This is a genomic window from Micromonospora sp. NPDC051543, from assembly GCF_044454415.1.
Lineage (GTDB): Bacteria > Actinomycetota > Actinomycetes > Mycobacteriales > Micromonosporaceae > Micromonospora.
This window is the reverse complement of record NZ_JBITDT010000018.1, coordinates 87,247-106,733: the sequence shown is the minus strand read 5'-3', so window position 1 is coordinate 106,733 and position 19,487 is coordinate 87,247. Positions and strand designations below refer to the sequence as shown.

General features: G+C 72.2%; 16 protein-coding genes. 11 read left to right on the top strand and 5 right to left on the bottom strand.

All coding sequences use genetic code 11. The features are described 5' to 3' along the window. The first annotated feature begins 6 nt into the window (after window positions 1-6). From ACIA3K_RS27185 to ACIA3K_RS27175, 3 genes are all read left to right on the top strand, one after another. Window positions 7-1,203, top strand: a complete 1,197-nt coding sequence (locus ACIA3K_RS27185) for a low temperature requirement protein A (protein ID WP_396804494.1) — start codon at window positions 7-9, stop codon at window positions 1,201-1,203. 127 nt (window positions 1,204-1,330) lie between these two features. Then, window positions 1,331-2,005 carry a hypothetical protein gene (locus ACIA3K_RS27180; protein ID WP_396804493.1) on the top strand — a complete coding sequence of 225 codons (675 nt, stop codon included), beginning with the start codon at window positions 1,331-1,333 and terminating at the stop codon, window positions 2,003-2,005. 146 nt (window positions 2,006-2,151) lie between these two features. Then, on the top strand, window positions 2,152-2,562 hold the full coding sequence (locus tag ACIA3K_RS27175) for an NUDIX hydrolase (protein ID WP_396804492.1): 411 nt from the start codon (window positions 2,152-2,154) through the stop codon (window positions 2,560-2,562). A 42-nt stretch (window positions 2,563-2,604) separates the two neighbouring features. On the opposite strand, the gene ACIA3K_RS27170 is transcribed toward ACIA3K_RS27175, so the two are convergent. Continuing rightward, a complete protein-coding gene (locus ACIA3K_RS27170; protein ID WP_396804491.1) occupies window positions 2,605-3,165 on the bottom strand; it encodes a dihydrofolate reductase family protein in 561 nt (186 codons plus the stop codon). 126 nt (window positions 3,166-3,291) lie between these two features. Here ACIA3K_RS27170 and ACIA3K_RS27165 point away from each other — a divergent pair, with 126 nt between their 5' ends. The 3 genes from ACIA3K_RS27165 to ACIA3K_RS27155 all read left to right on the top strand — a co-directional run bounded on the left by ACIA3K_RS27165 (window position 3,292) and on the right by ACIA3K_RS27155 (window position 7,094). Then, window positions 3,292-4,311, top strand: a complete 1,020-nt coding sequence (locus ACIA3K_RS27165; RefSeq protein ID WP_396804490.1) for an RNA polymerase subunit sigma-70 — start codon at window positions 3,292-3,294, stop codon at window positions 4,309-4,311. Window positions 4,312-4,329: 18 nt separating this feature from the next. Beyond that, window positions 4,330-5,043 (top strand): permease-like cell division protein FtsX, encoded by a 714-nt coding sequence (locus ACIA3K_RS27160; RefSeq protein WP_396804489.1) that lies wholly within the window; start codon window positions 4,330-4,332, stop codon window positions 5,041-5,043. Between the two features lie 521 nt (window positions 5,044-5,564). Then, on the top strand, window positions 5,565-7,094 hold the full coding sequence (locus tag ACIA3K_RS27155) for a TROVE domain-containing protein (RefSeq protein ID WP_396804488.1): 1,530 nt from the start codon (window positions 5,565-5,567) through the stop codon (window positions 7,092-7,094). Between the two features lie 36 nt (window positions 7,095-7,130). Here ACIA3K_RS27155 and ACIA3K_RS27150 read toward each other — a convergent pair whose 3' ends face one another. Then, complete coding sequence (locus ACIA3K_RS27150; protein ID WP_396804487.1) at window positions 7,131-8,015, bottom strand: LysR family transcriptional regulator; 885 nt, start codon at window positions 8,013-8,015, stop codon at window positions 7,131-7,133. An 82-nt stretch (window positions 8,016-8,097) separates the two neighbouring features. On the opposite strand from ACIA3K_RS27150, the gene ACIA3K_RS27145 reads away from it, so the two are divergent. Further along, complete coding sequence (locus ACIA3K_RS27145) at window positions 8,098-9,345, top strand: MFS transporter (protein ID WP_396804486.1); 1,248 nt, start codon at window positions 8,098-8,100, stop codon at window positions 9,343-9,345. 39 nt (window positions 9,346-9,384) lie between these two features. Here the strand turns inward: ACIA3K_RS27145 and ACIA3K_RS27140 are convergent, their stop codons facing one another. Next, a complete protein-coding gene (locus ACIA3K_RS27140) occupies window positions 9,385-10,134 on the bottom strand; it encodes a glyoxalase (RefSeq protein ID WP_396804485.1) in 750 nt (249 codons plus the stop codon). Between the two features lie 163 nt (window positions 10,135-10,297). Between ACIA3K_RS27140 and ACIA3K_RS27135 the strand changes: the two genes are divergently transcribed. From ACIA3K_RS27135 to ACIA3K_RS27120, 4 genes are read left to right on the top strand one after another with little or no spacing between them, the layout of a single operon-like run. Beyond that, a complete protein-coding gene (locus ACIA3K_RS27135; protein ID WP_396804484.1) occupies window positions 10,298-11,221 on the top strand; it encodes a hypothetical protein in 924 nt (307 codons plus the stop codon). After that, window positions 11,218-11,670, top strand: coding sequence for an ABA4-like family protein (locus ACIA3K_RS27130; RefSeq protein ID WP_396804483.1), 453 nt, complete (start codon window positions 11,218-11,220; stop codon window positions 11,668-11,670). Before ACIA3K_RS27135 ends, ACIA3K_RS27130 begins: the two co-directional genes overlap by 4 nt. A gap of 5 nt (window positions 11,671-11,675) precedes the next feature. After that, the gene (locus ACIA3K_RS27125) at window positions 11,676-12,914 is read left to right on the top strand and encodes a sensor histidine kinase (RefSeq protein WP_396804482.1); all 1,239 of its coding nucleotides are present in this window, start codon (window positions 11,676-11,678) and stop codon (window positions 12,912-12,914) included. Beyond that, complete coding sequence (locus ACIA3K_RS27120; RefSeq protein ID WP_396804481.1) at window positions 12,911-13,537, top strand: response regulator; 627 nt, start codon at window positions 12,911-12,913, stop codon at window positions 13,535-13,537. The genes ACIA3K_RS27125 and ACIA3K_RS27120 overlap by 4 nt, the downstream gene beginning before the upstream one ends. Here ACIA3K_RS27120 and ACIA3K_RS27115 read toward each other — a convergent pair whose 3' ends face one another. Both ACIA3K_RS27115 and ACIA3K_RS27110 read right to left on the bottom strand, forming a co-directional pair. Then, window positions 13,538-15,328 carry a gamma-glutamyltransferase family protein gene (locus tag ACIA3K_RS27115; RefSeq protein ID WP_396804480.1) on the bottom strand — a complete coding sequence of 597 codons (1,791 nt, stop codon included), beginning with the start codon at window positions 15,326-15,328 and terminating at the stop codon, window positions 13,538-13,540. A 68-nt stretch (window positions 15,329-15,396) separates the two neighbouring features. Next, window positions 15,397-19,434: a discoidin domain-containing protein gene (locus ACIA3K_RS27110; protein ID WP_396804479.1), complete on the bottom strand. Its 4,038-nt coding sequence runs from the start codon at window positions 19,432-19,434 to the stop codon at window positions 15,397-15,399. Window positions 19,435-19,487 lie beyond the last annotated feature (53 nt).

Genomic DNA, 19,487 nt, shown 5'->3' with positions numbered 1-19,487 from the left:
ACTGCGATGACTCGCCACGCACCGCTGCGGCCACTGCTGCGCGACCGGACGGCTCCGAAGCAGCCGGCGTTCATCGAGCTCTTCTTCGACCTGGTGTACGTCTTCGCCCTGACCCAGCTCACTCACCTGCTGGTCAACGACCTCACCCTCAGGGGTGGGTTCGAGGCGCTCGTGCTGCTGCTGGCGCTGTGGTGGGTCTGGATCCTGACGGCGTGGATGACCGACCAGTTCGATCCGCAGCACGCCTCGGTCCAGTGGTACGTCGTGCTGGTCATGTTCGGCGTGTTCCTGATGGCCATCCAGGTGCCCGAGGGATTCCACGGCAACGGCCCGTTCTTCGCCGCCACCTTCGCCCTGATCAATTTCGGGCGCTTCCTGTTCGTCGTACAGGCGGCCCGCAAGACGCCCGTGCTGAATCACGTGCTGCGGGCCCGGTTCTGGTCCCTGATCTCGACGCTGCTGTGGATCCCCGGAGCATTCGTCGACGGTTGGGCCCGCGGGCTCCTGTGGCTGGGAGCGCTGACCGTGGACTACGTCGCGGCGGCACTGCGCTGGCCCACCCCGCGCCGGCTCGGTCACGAGCGGGGAGCGGCCCTGGAGATCGCCGCCACCCACATCGCCGAGCGTTACCGGCAGGTCTTCATCATCGCGCTCGGCGAGGTCGTCCTGGCCATGGGCATGACCTTCACCGACACCAGTTCGTACGGTTTCACGCCCCGTCGTACCGTGGCGCTCGTCCTCGCCTTCACCAGCGCCGCGCTCATGTGGCGGCTCTACATCTACCAGGCGGGGAGCCAGCTCGGGCCGGCCATCAACGCCGCCCGCGACCCCCACCGGCTCAGTCAGTGGTCGGCGTACGCCCACATGACCATGGTCGCCGGGACCCTTCTCGCGGCGGTCGGCTTCACGCTGGCGATGGACCGTCCCGCCGCGCACACGCCAGCGCCCTGGATCGCCGGCATCATCGGCGGTCCCGCTCTGTTCCTGCTGGGCCGCGTCGGCTTCGAATACGTGATCTTCGGCCGGGTGACCGCACCCCGGTTGATCGCCATCGTCGTCCTGGCCGCCCTGTCCCCCGTGGCGGTCCACCTGCCGCCGGAGGTCCCCTTGGCCTTCATGACGCTCGTCCTCGCGGCGCTCGCCGCCGAGGACACGACGCGCAGCCGCCGCAGCCCACCGAAACGGGCGACACCACCGGCCTGACGGCCGCCCAGCACCTCGTCTAGGGTCACTCTCTTCGGCGGCGTACCGCGCGGAGTCCTCGAAGGCGTCCCCCGTGACCCCTCATCTCACCGACGTGCACGACAGGCTGGCAGCCACACTGGCAGGTGTGGCCGCCACGTTCCGCGGCATGACCGCCCACCCGTTGGAGTCCAACTGCGAGTGCCACTGGGGCAGCGCGCAGGAGTTGGCCCTGCTCAAGACGCCCGACGTTCCCCTCGACGACGACCTGCTCCGGCGCACCTACTGGTTGGCTGACTGGACCTATCCGGGGCCGCTGTTGCGCCGGATCCTGCCGCAGGTGGCCCAGGGGCTGGTGAGCGGCGAGACGGTGCTGATCGGCGGATTGAAGAATTTGTTCATCCGTAGCCGCTGGTGGGATTGGCCCAACGCGCAGCGGGACGCCGTGCAGGCGTTCCTGGATGCGTGGTGGCGGCACATCCTGGTCGATCCCGACGCCACCGTGCCCGCCCACGAGGCGCTGGAATTCCTCGCCGAGATCTCCGTACGGCTCACGCCGTGGCTGACCACCTGGGCCAGCCTGCTGGGTGACCAGGCCGCGGCGACGCGGTTCGTGGCCGCCGTCGGGAACTGGAACCACGACCTGCCGGGCGACATGCTCCCCTGGCAGAGCTGGCACGACTCGGCCGACTGGTGCGCCACCCTGTCGTTGTGGGTGCTGCGGACCGCGCCGCCCGTACTGCGTGAGCACGGCGCATCCGCCGAGCTACAGGACTACGTACGACGGCTCGCCCTGCCGTTCGACGACCGGTGGGACGGCTGATTCCCACCTTCGGGGCCATGCTCAATGGGGGCGGATGCGGTGGTGAGCGATATTTCTCAGAGTCATATTGATACCTCTGAGGCATACCGTTCAACAGCACCGCGACCTGGCGTGACAGGAGCCGGGCAGGGTGGGATGGTCTCGTGGTGGGAACCTACGACGTCGCCCTCGTGCTGCTCGTCGATCCGTCTGGGGCCGTGCTCATGCAGCACCGCGACGAGCGCGCGCCCGTCTCACCGAACCAGTGGAGCCTTCCCGGCGGCCACGTTGAGCCCGGCGAGTCGCCCGAGCAGGCGGCCCGCCGCGAGCTGCTGGAGGAGACGGGCCTGACAGCCGGCGAGCTACACCTGCTGTGGAGCGGTCCGCGTCCGTACGAGGCCGGATTTCCGCACACCGTGACGGTGCACATCTTCCGTGGTGCCACCACCGCGCGGCAGGAGGACGTGGTGCTCGGCGAGGGGCAGGCCATGGTCTTCGTGCCGCGCGAGGAGATGTTCGATCGTGAGCTGGCGGTCTCGACCGTGGCGGTGCTGTCGACGCACCTCGGGGACGCCTGATCCAGGGTTCGGCCAGGCATCCCCGAGGCACTGGAACGGTGCTCAGCGGTCGCGGCGCAGCACGGTGAACGCGCCCGCCTCGACGGGTTCCACCACGCTGAAGCGGAAGTCGGCCCGTGCCCCGGGCGCGAACAGTCGCTCGCCCGCCCCGGCGATCGTTGGGAACGTGATCAGTCGGTACTCGTCCACCACGTCCGCGGCCGCCAGCGTCCGGACCAGACTCAGGCTGCCGATCACCACGACGTCGCGCCGCGTCCGCTCGTCCGCCGCCCAGGCCACCGGGTCGCCGTCGATCGACGCCGAGTTCGACCAGGCCGCCGCGTCGATACCGGTGGTGGTGGCGACCCGCTTTGGTACGGCGTTCATCTGCGCCGCGAAGCTCCCCTCGCGTTCCGGCCACAGTTGCGCGAAGTGCTCCCAGGTGCGCCGGCCGTAGAGCTGGACACCCTGCTCCATCCGGGCGCCGAGGCGGAACTTGTCGCCGCTGACCGGCCCTGGCCCGTGCCGGAACGCCCACCCGCCGTGGCCGGTGCCCCAGCGACCGTCGGGGTCTGATACCACGCCGTCCAGCGTGGCGAACTGGATGACGATGATGTCGCCCATGCGGATTCCTCCCGCCGTGGCGGTCCACCGCGGACCGCTCCTACCGCACACCTACTGACGCCGCGCCTCGAACTCATCGGTCTCGGCTGGGAAATCTCGACGGTGGTGCGGCGTACGCTCTGCGGCGTGGTCGAGGCGGCGGCGCAGGACCGGGACGAACGGTACGAGGCGTACCGCGCCGACCTGCTGGCGCACTGCTACCGGATGCTCGGCTCGGTCGACGAGGCCGAGGACCTGGTGCAGGAGACGCTGCTGCGCGCCTGGCAGGCGACCGACCGGTACGACCCGCAGCTGTCGTCGCCGCGTACCTGGCTGCACCGGATCGCGACGAACGCCTGCCTCACGGCGCTGGCAGGACGCGCGCGCCGGCCGCTGCCGAGCGGGTTGGACCCGGCCGGCGACCCGGAAGCCCCGCTTCTCCCGCGCCTCGACATCCCCTGGTTGCAGCCGTTTCCGGATGCGCGGCTCGGCGATCCCGCCGACGCCGTTGAACAGCGGGCGGGTCTGCGGCTCGCCCTGGTCGCGGCGCTGCAACTACTGCCCGCCCGGCAGCGTGCGGTGCTGGTGCTGCGGGAGGTGCTGCAACTGTCGGCCGTGGAGGTGACGCAGATCCTCGGCGGCAGTGTCGCTTCGGTGAACAGCGGTCTGCAGCGGGCCCGGGCGACGCTGCGGGCCGCCGGTCCGACGTTGGAGGAGTTACGCGAGCCGGCCGACCCCGACGAACGTGCTGTGGTCGAGCGTTATCTGGCGGCGTTCGAGGCCGCTGATGTGCCCGGTCTGGCCCGCCTGCTCGCCGACGACGTCGTGTTGGAAATGCCTCCGGTGGCGCTCTGGCTGGCCGGCAGATCGCACTACCAGCGCTTCCTGGAGCGCGTCTTCGGTATGCGAGGTGCGGGGTGGCATCTCGTGCCAGTGGCGGCGAACGGCTCCACGGCCCTGGCGGCCTACGCGCCCGACCCGGCCACCGGTCGCGTCCGCGCGCACTCGCTCCAGCTCTTCAGCGTGACGGACGGCCTGATCCGGCGGTGCGTGACGTTCGTCGACCCGGCGCTCTTCGGCCTCTTCGGACTCCGCCCGACCCTGCCCTGCCGTGCACCGGTGCGGCAGGGGCTTCGGCCGACAACGGACAGCGGCGCCCGCGAATGATCGTTACGATCTCCGCCCATGCGTCGCCTCGCCCCACCCCTGGCACTGGTCCTCCTGCTCGGCGTGTCCGCCTGCACCTCGAAGCCCCCGAAGCCCGCGGAGTTCACGAAGGTCGCCCTGACCGTCTTCCTGGAACACGACATCACGGCGGATCGGAAGACGGCCGTGGAGAGTCGGCTCGGGTCGATGCCCAGCGTCGAACAGGTGACGTTCGAGAATCGCGAGCAGGCGTACGCGCGCGAGAAGGAGGCGCTGAAGGACAGTCCCGACCTGTTGGCGGAGATCAAGCCGGAGTACGTGCCGGAACTGTTCCACGCCACGGTCACCGACGCGCCGATCGCCGAGGCGGTGGAGCTGGTGATGGCCGGCGTCGCGGGTGTCACGGATGTCGTCCTCAAGGTCGCGGACGTCGATCCCCTGCCCTCGCGGATCGGGATCGTCGTCCGGCTGAAGCCGTCCGCGACCGACGGGCAGCGGACCGCAGTGGAGCAGGCGGTACGGGCGCTGCCGACCGCGCGGTCGGTCGCCTTCGAGGACCGGGCCGCCGCGTACGAGCGTCTGCGTGAGCGCTGCCAGGGCAAGGGCGACCTGACCACGCGGCTCGATCCGCAGATGGGATACGAGTCCTGGCGGTTCGAGATGCCCTTGGACGAGAAGGGGCCGGGAGTGTCCGAGCTGAGGAAACTCGAGGGCGTCGACACCGTGCAGCTCGTTCCGCTGGCGATGCTGTAGCCACGTGCGTCCCCCGGCGTGGCTGCGAAATGGGGTTGTCGGCATGTCGATGCGGGCCTACCGTCGTGGGGCACCTCCCGGTGCGCAGGCAACGGCTACTTCCGCTTCAATCGGGGAGACGTAGGTTCAAATCCTACCGCCACTTCGGGTGGCGTCGACCAGCGGCCGAGGTCACCTTGGCCCGCAAGGGCCGGTCGCCGTCGCCGCTTCGATCTCGGGAGGTGCGCTCGCCGTACGCCCGGTGCGACGGATACGGCTACTTCTGGTAAAGGCCCTGCAAGGGCCTGCGGTTCGAGCCCGCTAACGCCGTGTCCACTTCTGATCTCGGGCGTGCGGCGCGTACGCAGGGCGCTCGTGACGTGATCACAAACTCCGTTGCCCGCCCGGCGCCACCGCCGCTACGGTCGTGACCGCACTTCCCGGTGCGCAGGCGACGGTTACATCTGGAGGGGTTCCGGCCCCGGTGAAGGACCTCCGTCGCCGACCTCGATCTCGGGAAGCGCGACCACATGGGGGACGTCATGGCCAAGTTCAACCTCAAGCCACGTACGAGCAAGCAGCGGCCGGTGACCGCCGAGGGCGCGCCCGGTTTCGTCCGTGAGCCGCGCCTCGAACTGTTCCTTCTCGGTGTCTCGAACATGGTTGGGGAGGCCACCTTCTACGAGGGCTCCACCGATCGGGACGCCCGTTTCCGGGACCTGGTCGCCGCCGTCGCCGTCGCGGACCCCGACTGGTTCGGCCGGTTCGTGTCGTGGCTCCGGACCGGCGCGATGATGCGCTCGGCGTCCGTGGTGGCGGCCCTTGAGGGTGCCCGCGCCCAGGTGGCGGCCGGCATACCGGGTTCGCGCGCGGTCGTCGACGCGGCGTTGCAGCGTGCCGACGAGCCGGGCGAGGCGCTCGCGTACTGGCTGGCTCGTCACGGCCGGGCACTGCCCAAGCCGGTGAAGCGGGGCATCGCGGACGCGGCGGTCCGGCTCTACACCGAGCGGAGCCTGCTCAAGTACGACTCGGTCGGCCGTCAGGTGCGTTTCGGTGACGTCATCGACCTGACCCACCCCGCCGCGAGGGACGAGCGACAGGGTGACCTGTTCCGGCACGCGCTGGATCGGCGGCACCACCGGGACAACCCGGTCCCGGAGTCCCTGCGGATGCTGAGGGCGCGGGACGCGCTCATGGCGATGCCGGTCGAGCAGCGCGGGGAGGTCTTTGACCGGGCCGTGCTGGACGAGGCGGGTATGACGTGGGAGGCCCTGGCCGGCTGGCGGCAGAGGGCGATGGACGCGGCCGCGTGGGAGTCCGTCATCCCGACCATGGGCTACCTGGCGCTGCTGCGTAACCTGCGCAACTTCGACCAGGCCGGGGTCGGCGACGCCGTCGCGGAGACGGTGGCGGTCACGCTCTCCGACCCGGCGCAGGTGGCGACTTCGCGGGTACTGCCGATGCGCTTCCTGTCGGCGTACAACGCGGCGCCGAACCTGCGCTGGGCGTACCCGCTGGAGAAGGCCTTGCAGCACGCCCTCGCGAACGTTTCCGCGTTGGACGGACGGACGCTGATCCTCATCGACACGTCCGGCTCGATGCAGAGTGCCTTCAGCAAGGACGGCACGCTGCGCTGCTGGGACGCCGCCACGGTGTTCGGCCTCGCGCTGGCCGCCCGCGCGCAGGCGGCCACCGTGGTGTCGTTCTCCGATCACAGCCGGGTGTTCCCCTCGGTGGCGGGCGAGTCGGTCCTCGCGGCGGTGCGGCGGTTCAAGGACGGCGGCTACTTCATCGGCCGGGGAACCGACACCGAGAAGGCGGTCCGGGCGCACTTCGGCGCACACGACCGGCTGATCATCCTCACCGACGAGCAGGCGCACTGGCACGGGTCGGCGGATGTGGCCGCGTCGGTGCCGGCGGAGGTGCCCGTGTACACCTGGAACCTGGCCGGATACCGGGTCGGGCACACGTCGACGGCGACCAGGCGACACACCTTCGGCGGACTGTCCGACGCGGCGTTCGCGATGATCCCGCTGATCGAGGCCGGCTCCGCCGAGCGGTGGCCCTTCTGATTCGCGCCGCGGGGCCCGCCTGCCCCGCGGCGCGAGTCAGGGCAGGAACTCGCCGGTCAGGGCGATGAGGGCGCGGGCGGCGGCGCCGACCGGGCGATCCACGGGCGTGGCCAGCGACGCGGTCCAGTCCAGGTCGGCGTCGGTGACGGTCAGGGTGCGGACTCCGGGAGCGTCGGCGACGACGAAGCGGGGCAGCAGGGCGATACCGAGACCGTGCCGGACGTGGTCGGCGCCGGTGGCGATGTCGGGGATCTCGATGGTGACGCGCCGGGACAGGCCGGCGGTGGCGAACGCCCGGTCGGTGACGGCACGGTTGCCGTAGCCGATCGGGGAGTCGATGAAGTCGAGACCGGCGAGGTCGCGCAGCGACACCGCCCCGTTCGCGGCGAGCGGGTGACCGTCCGGCACGACGAGGTCGATCACCGACCGGGCCAGCTCGGTGAGGTGGATCTCCGCCGGTGGCGTGCCGGGCAGCGAGACGAACGCGAGGTCGAGTCGGCGCTCGGTGAGCGCGTCGATGAGCCCCTGGGAGCCGGACGGCGCGACGCTGGTGTGCAGCAGCACCCCGGGGTGCCGGCGGTGGAACTCGCCGAGCAGGGCCGGCAGGTGCAGGAGCCTGATCGAGGTCATCGTGCCGATGCGCAGGGTGCCCCGAAGGCCGCCGTGCACCTCGGCGACCGCGTCGCGGGCGTCGCGGGCCGCGTCGAGGGCGATGCGGGCGCGGGGTAGCAGCGCGACGCCGGCGTCGGTCAGGAGTACGCGTCTGGAGTTGCGGTCCAGCAACGGTGCGCCCAGTTCGCGTTCGAGCGTCTTAACGGCTGCCGAGACGGCGGACTGGACGACGTGCAGGCGGGCGGCGGCGCGGGTGAAGTTCTGCTCCTCGGCCACCGCGACGAAGTACTCGAGTTGACGCAGTTCCACGCCCCCAAGTATCACTCGCAGCGATGGTGACGAGCGTCAACTTTCGTTGGACGTGATGATCGGGTCGGGTGACAGTGGGCTCATGTCGTCAACGACCCTGCCCTCCCGCCAGCCCGTCGCCCCGGCTGGCCCTGACGAAGGATCGTCCCGCCACGGCCGTGGCTTCTGGGCGATCGCCCTGGCATTCCTCACCGCGATGGCGTTCTGCACCGTTCCGTCCCCGCTGTACCCGCTCTACATGGCGCGGGACGGCTTCTCCACGTTCACGGTCACGATCGTGTTCGCGGCGTACGCGGTGGGTGTGGTGATCAGCCTGCTGCTCGCCGGGCACGTGTCGGACTGGGTCGGCCGCAAGAAGATCCTCATCCCGGCGCTGGCCCTGGAACTGGTCGCCGCCGCGCTGTTCCTGGGCGACACGTCCCTGCCGGTGCTGCTGGTCGCCCGCCTGGTGAGTGGGCTGGGCATCGGCATGATCACCGCGACCGCGACCGCGTACCTCCAGGAGTTGCACGCGGCGCACCGCCCCGGCGCGTCCCGGCAGCGGTTCGAGGTGGTCTCCACCGCCGCGAACATCGGCGGCCTCGGCGTCGGCGCGCTGGTCGCGGGCGTCCTCGCCCAGTACGTCGACGCGCCGCTGCGCACCCCGTACCTGGTGTTCGCCGTGCTGCTGGCCGTCAGCCTCGTGGCGGTCGCGGCGACACCGGAGACCGTGTTGGAGCCGCCGGTCCGGCCCACCTACCGGCCGCAGCGAATCAGCACCGACCACGGCGACCCCGCCGGGTACGTGGCGGCGACCGCCGCCGGCTTCGCGTCGTTCGCCGTGTTCGGCCTGTTCACCTCCGTGGCGCCGGGCTTCGTCGCCGGCGCCCTGCACCTGCCGTCGCGGGCGCTGGCCGGCGCGGTCGTGTTCGCCGTGTTCGGCGGCGCGGCCGTGGCGCAGAGCCTCACCACCCGGCTGCCCGCCCCGGCGAAGGTACGGCTCGGGTTGCTGGCGCAGGCCGTCGGCGTGCCCGTCGTGCTGGTGGGGATGCACACCGCGAGCCTGACCGCGTTCCTGCTCGGTGGCGTGCTCGCCGGCGTCGGCGCGGGTGTGCTGTTCAAGGCCTCCGTCGGCACGGTCGCGGCGATGGCCGCGCCGGCCCGGCGCGGTGCGGCCCTGGCCGGGCTGTTCCTCATCGCCTACCTCGGGATGAGCCTGCCGGCCCTCGGCATCGGGATCGCCACCCGCACGGTCAGCACGATCACGGCCATGAACTGGTTCACCGGCCTGCTCCTCGTCCTGCTGGCCGGCGTGACGGCGCTGTTCCGCCGCAGCTCCGCGAACCGCTGACCGGACCGGGGCCGGGCCGTGCCGGCCCCGGCCGCCGCGTCACTGTGGAGCGGACCAGAACGGTTCCAGCAGGGCCGGGTCCGCGACATAGGCCGCCACCTGGGTACGCTCCGACTCCGTCAGCGTGAGCGCGCGCAGCCGGGCACCCCACTCGGGCACCCGGTCGGTCTTGCCCAGCGCCACCGACAACTCCACGAGCGCGGCCAGCGCCATCGCCTGCTCGACCACCGGGGCGTCCTCGGCCCGGCGGCGCATCCCCGAGTCGAGCGCCCGGTAGGCGGCCCGGTCGTCGGTCTTGAACTCGCGCAGGATCCGCGCGTTGTCCAGCACCCGGGCCAGCCCCTGCAGCTCGGACGACCCGCCGTACTCCAGGTCCTTCGGCTCGTCGCGGCGGATGAAGATGATGGTGTTGCCCGACGGGTCGACGACGCTGAACCGCGACGCGCCCGCCCGGAAGCGGGTCATCCGGGGCAGGCCCTTGACGAGCGCCTTGCCGTACGCGCCGCGCATCGCCTCGGCGAACGCCGCGTGGTACGGCGCGACCGCGTCGACCATGACCAGGGCGCCGCCGGACTGCTCCCGGGCCGGGTCGAGGTCCTTCGGCGCGGGGCCGTAGTGCAGCTCGAACCCGCTGAACCGGAACGCCAGATAGACGTACGGTCGCAGTTGCTCGTAGGTCACCTCGAAGCCGAGGGCCCGCCAGAACGCCAGGGTCTCCTCGGGCGCCGGGCAGGGCAGCAGCGGCACGGTGGTCTCGTTCGGCTGGACGCGGTCCTCGCTGGTCGTCACGGTCACTCCCCCGGTCGGCAGGCCGGCCATTGTGCCAGCATCGGCGGCGGATCGCGCCCGATCTCACCTCCTACCCAGGGAGGAGGCGGGCTCCGACCAGGGGCCGCGACCGGGGCCCGAGGTCGGACGCGTACCGCATGGGCGGCCACGAGCATCTACAGGCATGACTACCGTTCTGCGCCGGGCGGCGCGCTGGAACCGCCCGCTGACCCTTTTCGCGGCCGCGTCGGCGGTGCTCGCCGTCGTCACCGCCGTCGGCATCCTCGTCGACCCCCGCGTCCTCACCGGGGCGCCGATCTGGCTCAAGCCGTTCAAGTTCGCGGTCTCCTTCGTCGTCTACGGCGCGACGCTCGCGTGGATGCTGTCGCTGCTGCCGCGTCGCAGCCGGGCCGCTGAGTGGGCGGCGGCGAGCATCGTCGTGCTGGCGCTGGTGGAGATGGTGGTGATCGTCGCTCAGGTGATCCGGGGCACGACGAGCCACTTCAACGCCACCACCCCGCTGAACGCGATCCTCTTCGCGGTGATGGGCGCCTCGATCATGGTGCTGTTCGTCGCGCACCTCGTCCTCGCCGTCGTCCTGCTGATCCGGCGGATTCCCGACCGGGTCGCCGCGACCGCCGTCGGGTGGGGGCTCGGCCTGTCGCTGCTCGGTATGCTCGCGGCCATGCCGATGGTGCTTCCCATGCAGGACCCGGGCATCGAGGGCGTCTCGGGGGCGCACAGCGTGGGCGTGGCCGACGGTGGGCCGGGGCTGCCCGTGGTCGGTTGGAGCACCACGGGCGGTGACCTGCGGATCGGGCACTTCGTGGGGCTGCACGCCCTGCAGGCCCTGCCGCTCCTGGCGATCCTGCTGACCCGGTACGCGTCCCGGCTGGACGCGCCTACCCGCATCCGGCTGCTGGTCGTCGCGGGCACGGCGTACGGCGTACTCACTCTGGTGTTGACCTGGCAGGCCCTGCGCGGGCAGCCGCTGCTGCGCCCGGACGCCCTCACCCTGGCCGTCGTCGCGGCCCTGGCGGTCGCGACGGCGACCGCCACCGCCCTGGTGCTCGCGCGCCGCCGCCCGGAGCTGGCGCTCGCGGCATGACCGGGGCGCTGTTCTCGCTGACGTTCGCGCTGGCCGCGCCGTTCTGGGCGCTGATGATCCTGCTGCCGCGCTGGTCGTGGACGGCCCGGATCGTCGGGTCGCCGCTGATCGTGCTGCCGGTAGTGGTGATCTACGCGCTGCTGGTGGTGCCGGCGTTCGGCACGGTGCTGCCCGCCGTCGCGTCGCCGACCCTCGACGGGGTGCGCGCGCTGCTCGGCACACCGGACGGCGCGGCGGCCGGCTGGGCGCACATGATCGCGTTCGACCTGTTCGTGGGCCGCTGGGCGTGGTTGGACAGCCGGGAACGGGGGATACCGGCGCTGGTCATGGCGCCGGTGCTGCTGCTGACCATCCTGCTCGGACCGCTCGGCCTGGCCGCCTACCTGGGCGTACGGGCCAGGTGGCCGCGACCGGCGGTCGCAGCCGTCGACACCGGGCACCTAGGCTGACGATCGTGGGGTGGTGGGGGCGGCTGTTCGACGCGCGGGACACGCGCGTGCGGATGGTGCTGCTCGACCTCAGCGGGTTGGGCTACCTGCTCTTCGTGCCCCACGCCGCCTCCGTTCCCACGCCGACACAGTGGACCCTCGCGCTGGCCGCGTTCGCCGTGGCGGTCGTGGCGTACCGCCGGCCGGTGGTCAACCTGGTGGCGCAGACGGCGTTGCTGGCGGTCGCGATCGGCCTCGTCGATGACATCACCATCAACCAGGTGGGCGCGAGCTGGGCCCTGCTCGAGGTCACCATGCTCGCGGGCCGCGCCCGCACGATCTGGCTGGCCGCCGGGCTGCTGACCGTGGTCGACCTGACCAACAGCATCGGTGACCCGCTGCGCCAGGTCGGCTCCGGCGTCGTCGGTCTGGGCCTGGAGGTCGGCGTCCCGGTGCTGCTCGGCCTGGTCATCCGGAGCAACCGGGAGCTGGGCCGGCAGGCGTTGGAGCGGGCGCTGGCCGAGCAGCGACGCCGCGAGTCGGAGGGCCGCGCGGCGCGCGCCGACGAGCGCGCGGCCATCGCCCGTGAGCTGCACGACGTCGTCGCCCACCACGTGGCGTCGATGGTGCTGCGGGTCGGTGTGGCCCGGCACGTCCTGACCGACCTCGATCCCCGGGTGGGCGAGGTGTTCGACGACGTGCACGGCACGGGCACCGCGGCCCTGTCGGAGCTGCGCGGGCTGGTCGCGGTGCTGCGCGACCCCGACGGGGTACGCGGCGACGCCGCGCTGACCGCGATCGAGCCCGCGGCGCTCCCCTCGGCCCTCGGCGCCGCCGTCGACCGGGCCCGCCAGGCCGGCATCACCGTGGAGGCCGACGTCGACGCGGCGATCGGCTCGCTCGACGCGGTACGGGGTCTGGCGGTGCTGCGGCTGACCCAGGAGGCGTTGACAAACGTGGCACGTCACGCGGGGACGTCCGCGCGGGCCCGCCTGGTGGTGGCGGTCCGGGACGGGGCCGTGCACTGGGAGGTCACCGACGACGGGGGTGTCGACGGTGACCTTACGTCGACGGCGGTGCCGGCCGGCGGTGGTCACGGCGTCACCGGGATGACCGAACGCGTCGAGGTCCTCGGCGGCCGGCTGGAGGCGGGTCCGACCGGTACGGGCTGGCGGGTGCGTACCGTCCTGCCGAACACCCTGCCCACGCCGGCTCCCCGGGCCCCCACGGCCCCGCCCGGAACACCCACCCGGAGGCCGGCGTGATCCGTGTCCTGCTCGTCGACGACCAGCACCTCATCCGGGCGGGCCTGCGCATGCTGTGCGACGCGCAGACCGACATCGAGGTCGTCGGCGAGGCCGACAACGGCCGCGAGGCGGTCACCCTCGCGGCGCGGCTCGTCCCCGACGTCGTCGTCATGGACCTGCGCATGCCCGGCGTCGACGGGATCACCGCGACCGGCCGCATCCTCGCCGAACGTCCCGCCACCCGGGTGCTGGTGCTCACGACGTTCGGCGACGACGACCACCTCTACCCCGCCCTGAGCGCCGGCGCGTGCGGTTTCCTGCTCAAGGACGCGCCGCCGGCCGAGCTGCTGGACGGCATCCGGCGGGCCGCCACGGGCGACAGCCCGTTCAGCCCGGAGGTCCTGCACCGGCTCGTCGAGCGGGCGGTGCGGGCCCGCGTCACGCCGCCCCGGCAGTTCGACGGGCTGACCGCCCGCGAGCAGGACGTGCTGACCCTGGTCGCCGAGGGCCTGTCCAACACCGAGATCGCCGAGCGGCTCCACATCGGCGTGACCACCGTCAAGACCCACATCACGAGCCTCATGACCAAGACCGACAGCCCCAACCGGGTACGCCTCGCGCTGTTCGCGCGCGGCGCCTGACTACCGCCCACACGCGTAGCCCTGCATGCCTCTCGGGTTCGCGCCCGCGGCGAGCACTCCGGTGGACGGGTCGCGGGTCACGGCGCAGAGCCGACCCAGGCTCCACGCGTCGGCGAGCCGCACCTCGTGCCCGTACGCCCGCAGGGCCGTCACCACGGCGGCGTCGAGCCGGTCCTCCACCAGCAGCACGCCGGGCTCGCGGTCGCGCGGGTAGAACGACGACGGGACGCCGAGGCTGTGCCAGGCGGGCGCGTCGATGGCCTGCTGAAGGTGCTGGCCGCCGACGAGGTGGCGCAGCAGGAAGGGCACCTGCCACTGGTCCTGCTGGTCGCCGCCGGGCGTGCCGCACGCCAGGACGGGCTGCCCGTCGCGCAGCACCAGGGTCGGGCTGAGCGTGGTCCGTGGCCGGCGGCCCGGAACGAGCGACGCGGGCAGTCCCTCCTGGAGCCAGCACATCTGCAACCGGCTGCCCAGCGGGAACCCGAGCTCGGGGATCGTGGGTGAACTCTGCAACCAGCCACCGCTCGGCGTCGCGGAGATCATGTTGCCCCACCTGTCGACGACGTCGACGTGGCAGGTGTCGCCCCGGGTGACCCCGTCGGACCGTACGGTCGGCTCGCCCGTGGTGGGGTCCGGCACGTCGGCCCGGTGGATGACGCCCGACCGGAGGTGGTCCGGCAGGCGCGGCTGCGCACCGCCGGGACGTCCGGGTCGCAGCTCGCCCGACGCCCGGTCACCGATCAGAGCCGCCCGGTCCCGCGCGTACGCCGGGTCCAGCAGTGCCGGGGCGGGCACGTCGGCGCTGTCGCCGTACCACGCCTCGCGGTCGGCGAACGCGAGCGTCAACGCCTCGGCCTGGGCGTGGATGCCGGCGGCGCTCGCCGTGTCGTACGCGCCCTCGTCGTCGAGCGCGTCCAGCACGGAGAGCGTCTGGAGCAGCACCGGACCCTGGCCCCAGAAGCCGGTCTTGGCCACCGTCCAGCCCTGCCAGTCGAGGGTGGTCGGCGTTTCCCAGGTCGCCGAGAACGCGGCCAGATCGTCGCCGGTGACCAGCCCGGCGTGTGCGCGTCCGCTGGAGTCGCGGAACGGCCGCCGGCCGAACGCGTCGATCGCCTCGGCCACGAAGCCCGTACCCCAGGCTCGGCGGGCCGCCTCGATCTGCGCCTCCCGGTCCCCGCCGGCCGCCTCCCCCGCCTCGACGAGTCGGCGCAGCGTGCGCGCGTACGCCGGATTGGCGAACCGCTCCCCCGCGACCGGCGGCCGGCCACCGCGCAGCCACAGCTGGGCGGACGTGGGCCAGTGCTCCTCGAACAGCGACCGCACGGCCGCCACCGTCGCACCGACCGCGCCCACCAGGGGGTGGCCGGCGGCGGCGTAGCCGATCGCCGGTCCCAGAACCTCGGCGAGGGAGAGCGTGCCGTGGTCGCGCAGCAGCAGGAGCCACGCGTCCACCGCGCCGGGCACGGCCGCCGCGAGCGGGCCGGCGCCCGGGACGAGGTCCAGGCCGAGCGACCGGAAGTGGGCGATCGTCGCCCCGGCGGGTACGGGCCCCTGCCCGCACAGCACCCTCGGACGCGGATCCCGGGCGGTGGCGACGATCGCCGGCACCTCACCGCCCGGGCCGTTGAGGTGGGGTTCGACGACGTGCAGGACGAACCCGGCGCTCACCGCGGCGTCGAAGGCGTTGCCGCCGCGTTCGAGGATCCCCATCGCCGACTGGCTGGCGAGCCAGTGCGTCGACGACACCATGCCGAAGGTGCCCTGCAGGGTCGGTCGGGTGGTGAACGACATGACAACACCTCACTGGTGGCCCGGGTGGCGCTGGGAGACCGCCGTCGGCGGCCTCCCAGCGCGCAATGCTAGGCCGCGTTGTTGTACGCCTGCGCGGTCACCGTGGCCCTGCGGGGCAGGCCCGGCCGCGCCGGCCAGGAGATCCGGACCTGACGCGTCTCCCCCGGCAGCAGCCAGAGATAGTTGTCCTCGTAGCGGGCCGGAAGGATCCGCTTCCCGTGCTCGTCGCGCACGGCGAGCCGGACCATGGCGGCGACCGTACGGCCCTGGTTGCGGACCGTCGTGGTGACGGTGTTCCGGCCGTCCACGACGCGTACGCCGCTCGTCGACGTCGACAGTCGGGCGCCCGCCAGGGTGTTGAGCGCCCGCATCTGCTCGGCTTTGTCGTAGCGCCAGTAGGTGTTCTCCGCGAGCAGCCGGTCCCGGCCGTCGCGCAGCTCCAACCGGACCAGGTGCAGCCCACCGCCGTCCGCCGCGGCCACGGCGAAAGCGGGCGTCGTCGACGAGCGCGCCACGTCCACCCGCTGACGCTGCGCGGCGCCCAACGACCGGCCGTTGAGGTCGTACCGGCGGGCGGTGACCGTCACACCGGTGAGCGCGGCCGTGGTGTGGTTGACCACCCGCGTCTGCCAGGTGCCCGGGTCGGCCTGGACGTGCACCGGCTCGCACCCCTTGCGGGCGCCGAAGTAGGCGCCGTTGACGTCCAGGTCGTAGTCGTACGTCTGCCAGACCGTGCTGTGCCACGCCGGGTGCGACATCCACAGCAGCAGGCCGGTGGCGTCCTGCCACAGGTTGGCGTTCCACGCCTCGAACATGGCCCGGTGGCTCTCGTAGTTGACGAACTGCGCCCGTGCGGCGAACTCGTCGAGCGAGCCGGACGCGCCGAGCCGCGTGTCGATCGCGTCCTGGTACGTGCCGACGCGCTGGTTACCGATGGTCGACCAGTCGTGGTAGTTCCACACCTCGCCGATCGGCCATTCGGGAGCGTCGCCGACCAGGTTGCGCATGCTCTCGGCCACCGACACGACGGGCATGCCGATCTCGGTGTGGAAGCCGAACGAGTCGGCTTCGTAGATCGTCTTGTCGGTGTAGGTGGTCGGGTCGACCCAGCCGTACGGTCCGCGTCCGCTCACGATGCCGCTGGCGGAGTTGGGGATGTACAGGATCTCCGGGTGCTCGGTGGCGACGGCCTGCTTGAGGCCGGCGTCGACGATCGGCGGTGGGTCGCCCTCGTTCGCGCCGCACCAGACGACGATGCTCGGGTGGTGCCGGAACCGCCGGATCGTGTCGGCGGCGATGTCGACGTAGCCGGGCGGGTTGGGCAGGAAGCCGCCGGCCTGCCAGAAGTCGTTCCAGACGAGGATGCCCTGCTCGTCGCAGGCCCGGTACAGCTCCTCCCGGTTGCTGCTACCCAGCCAGTTGCGGATCATGGTGAAGTTCATGTCGCGGTGCATCTCGACCGTGTCGGCCAGCCGGTCGGGCAGCACCCGGCGCAGCAGCTCGTCCCAGCCCCAGTTGCCGCCCCGGGCGAACACCGGCACGCCGTTGACGCTGATCTTCAGCTCGGTGATCTTGTTGCTGACCGCCTTGACGTCGCTCCACGACTGCCCGTCGTCGGACACCTGGATGACGAAGTCGCGGGCGTACGCCTGCTCCCAGACGATCGTCACCTGGTCGAAGGCGACCGGAGCACCGAGGTCGACGGCGATCCACTGGTTGTCCTCGAACGCCGACGACCACCGGGTCCGTGGGTTGCCGTCGACGGCCCGGTCCGGCCCGTTGGAGTCGCCGTCGGACGACGACGCGGTCGCCGTCCGGTGCAGCGCCAGGTCGACGTCCGGCTCGGCCTGCCGTTGCACCGACAACCCCCACATCGAGACACCCCACGAGGTCACCCGTGCGCCGGTCCGGATGCGCAGGTGCCGAGCGGTCCGGCTGGCGAACGTCTCGACCTGGGTGGCGCGGCTGCCCAGCGGGGTGTCGTTGCTGACCGACTTGACGTCCGTCCACTCCTGCCCGTCGGCGGAGACCTGGACGCGGTAGTCCAAGGCGTACGCCTGCTCCCAGACGATGGTGACCCGGTCGAAGTCGACGGCGGCGCCGAGGTCGACCTGGAGCCACTGGTCGTCCTCGGCCTGCGAGGCCCAGCGGGTCGACATGTCACCGTCGACCGCCTTGGCGGGCACGTTGGTGTCGTTCTCCGCCGACGAGGCGGTCGCGTCGCGGCGCAGCGCGAGGTCCGGGCCCGAGCCGTCGGCCACCGACAGCGCGTACATCGAGATGCCCCAACCGGTGGCGCGCTGGCCCGCCTGGATACGCACGTGCCGGGCGTGCTGCCGGTCGAACGTGACGGTCTGCGTGGCGGCCCCGTCGACGAAGTCCAGCGGCGGCTGGCCGGGTGGGGAGATCACGACCGGCTGGTGCCAGTCGTAGCCGAACTGGCGGACACCGAAGCGCACCTCACGCCGGTCGCTGACCGCGCGCCCGACGGTGGCGGTGAGCGTCAGGTCGTACAGGTGCGGCTCGCCGTAGCCGTTCGGCCACCAGAGGCGGGGCTTGGCGAGGCGCAGGGCCCGGAAGCGCTCGGGCGCGAAGGTGACAGTCACGGATTCGTGGGCGGGGACGGTCACCGTCGACTCGACGCGTACCTTGTCGAACTCCGCGCGCACGGTGACGGTGGTCGCGGTGGCCGTGGCGTTGCGCACCGGCACCCGGATGGTCACCTCGGCCGTGCCGGTGTCGGGCAGTTTCGGCAACGTGGTCTCGACGTGCGGATCGCCGACGACCACGGCGCCGGTGCTGCGCAGCCGTACGTGGTCCCACAGCCCGGTGACGCGGTCGCGGACGGCGGGCATCCAGTCCCAGCCGGACACCGCCAGGTAGGTCGGCGCGTCGAGGTAGTGGTGGGCCGACTGCAGGAAGGTGCGCCCGTCGGGGCCCTTGTCTCCGGGGGTGCCGACGTGCGGCATCGGGGTCACCCGGACGGCCAGGACGTGGTCGCGGTGGCCCGCGAGGGCGTCGGTGATGTCGAAGGCGGCCCGCGCGAACGGGTGCTTCACGCCGCCGACCTGCACGCCGTTGACCCAGACGGTGGCCTCGTGGTTGATGCCGTCGAACTCCAGCCAGATCCGGCGGCCGGCGGAGGTGTCCAGGCCGCGCGGCAACCGCAGCGCCCGCCGGTACCACCAGGTGTGCCGCGACAGCGCCTCCGGGATGCGCAGGTTGTTGAAGCCGGCGACCGGGTCGGGCAGGTGCCCCTGCTCGACGAGGGTGCCCAGCACGGTGCCGGGCACGGTGGCCGGCAGCCACGAGCCGACGTCGACACCGGCCCGGGACAGTTCGGCCCCGTCGGTGGTGCCCGCGAAGTCGTCCATCGTCAACGACCAGCCGGATTCCAGCGCGACCGTGTCGTCCGGGGCCACCGTCAGCTCGGGCGCCCGACCGGTGTTGCCGCCCTCCCAGCTCGTCCAGCCCTCCGCCTTCGGGCGAGGTGCCAGGGCGACGCCGTAGACCTGGAAGCCGTTCAGGCCGACCGGATTGGTGTTCGACCGCCTGGTGACCGTCATCCGGACCCAGCGCGCGGTGACCGGCTCCGGGAGCTTGATGGCCTGCACACCGCCCTGGCCGTCGGTGGTCTCGTACACCGACCGCCAGTCGCGGCCGTCGGTGGAGACCTCGATGCGGTACGCCGTCGCGGCGCTGGAGAGGATCTCGTCGCCGTCGGTGTCGGTGTAGTTGCCGTCGAACGGCCCGTCGGCGAGGGTCGCCTCGAAGACCAGGGTGATGGCCTCGACGCGGCACGGCGCCTGGAGGTCCACCGAAATCCACTGCGGATCGCCGTTCGCGGCCCGCCATCCGCTGCCCCGGACGCCCACCTGGGGCAGGCCGTCCACGGCGAACGCGGCTGGCGTCGGCGCGTAGTCGGTCGAGGAGACCGCCACCGGGCGGTATCTGGCCAGGTCGGTGGTGGTCGACGGGCCGCCGGCCGACGGCGCGGCGGCGGCAGCGACCGCGTCCGGCAGGACGGCGGTCACCCCGACCGACGCCAGCAGCGTCGCTCCGGCGGAGAGGAAGGTACGCCGCGAAACGGGCGATGGCTCGGACATTGCGCCTCCAGGGTGGCAACGTTGTCAGGTGATCGGGGGTGGTTGACAACGTT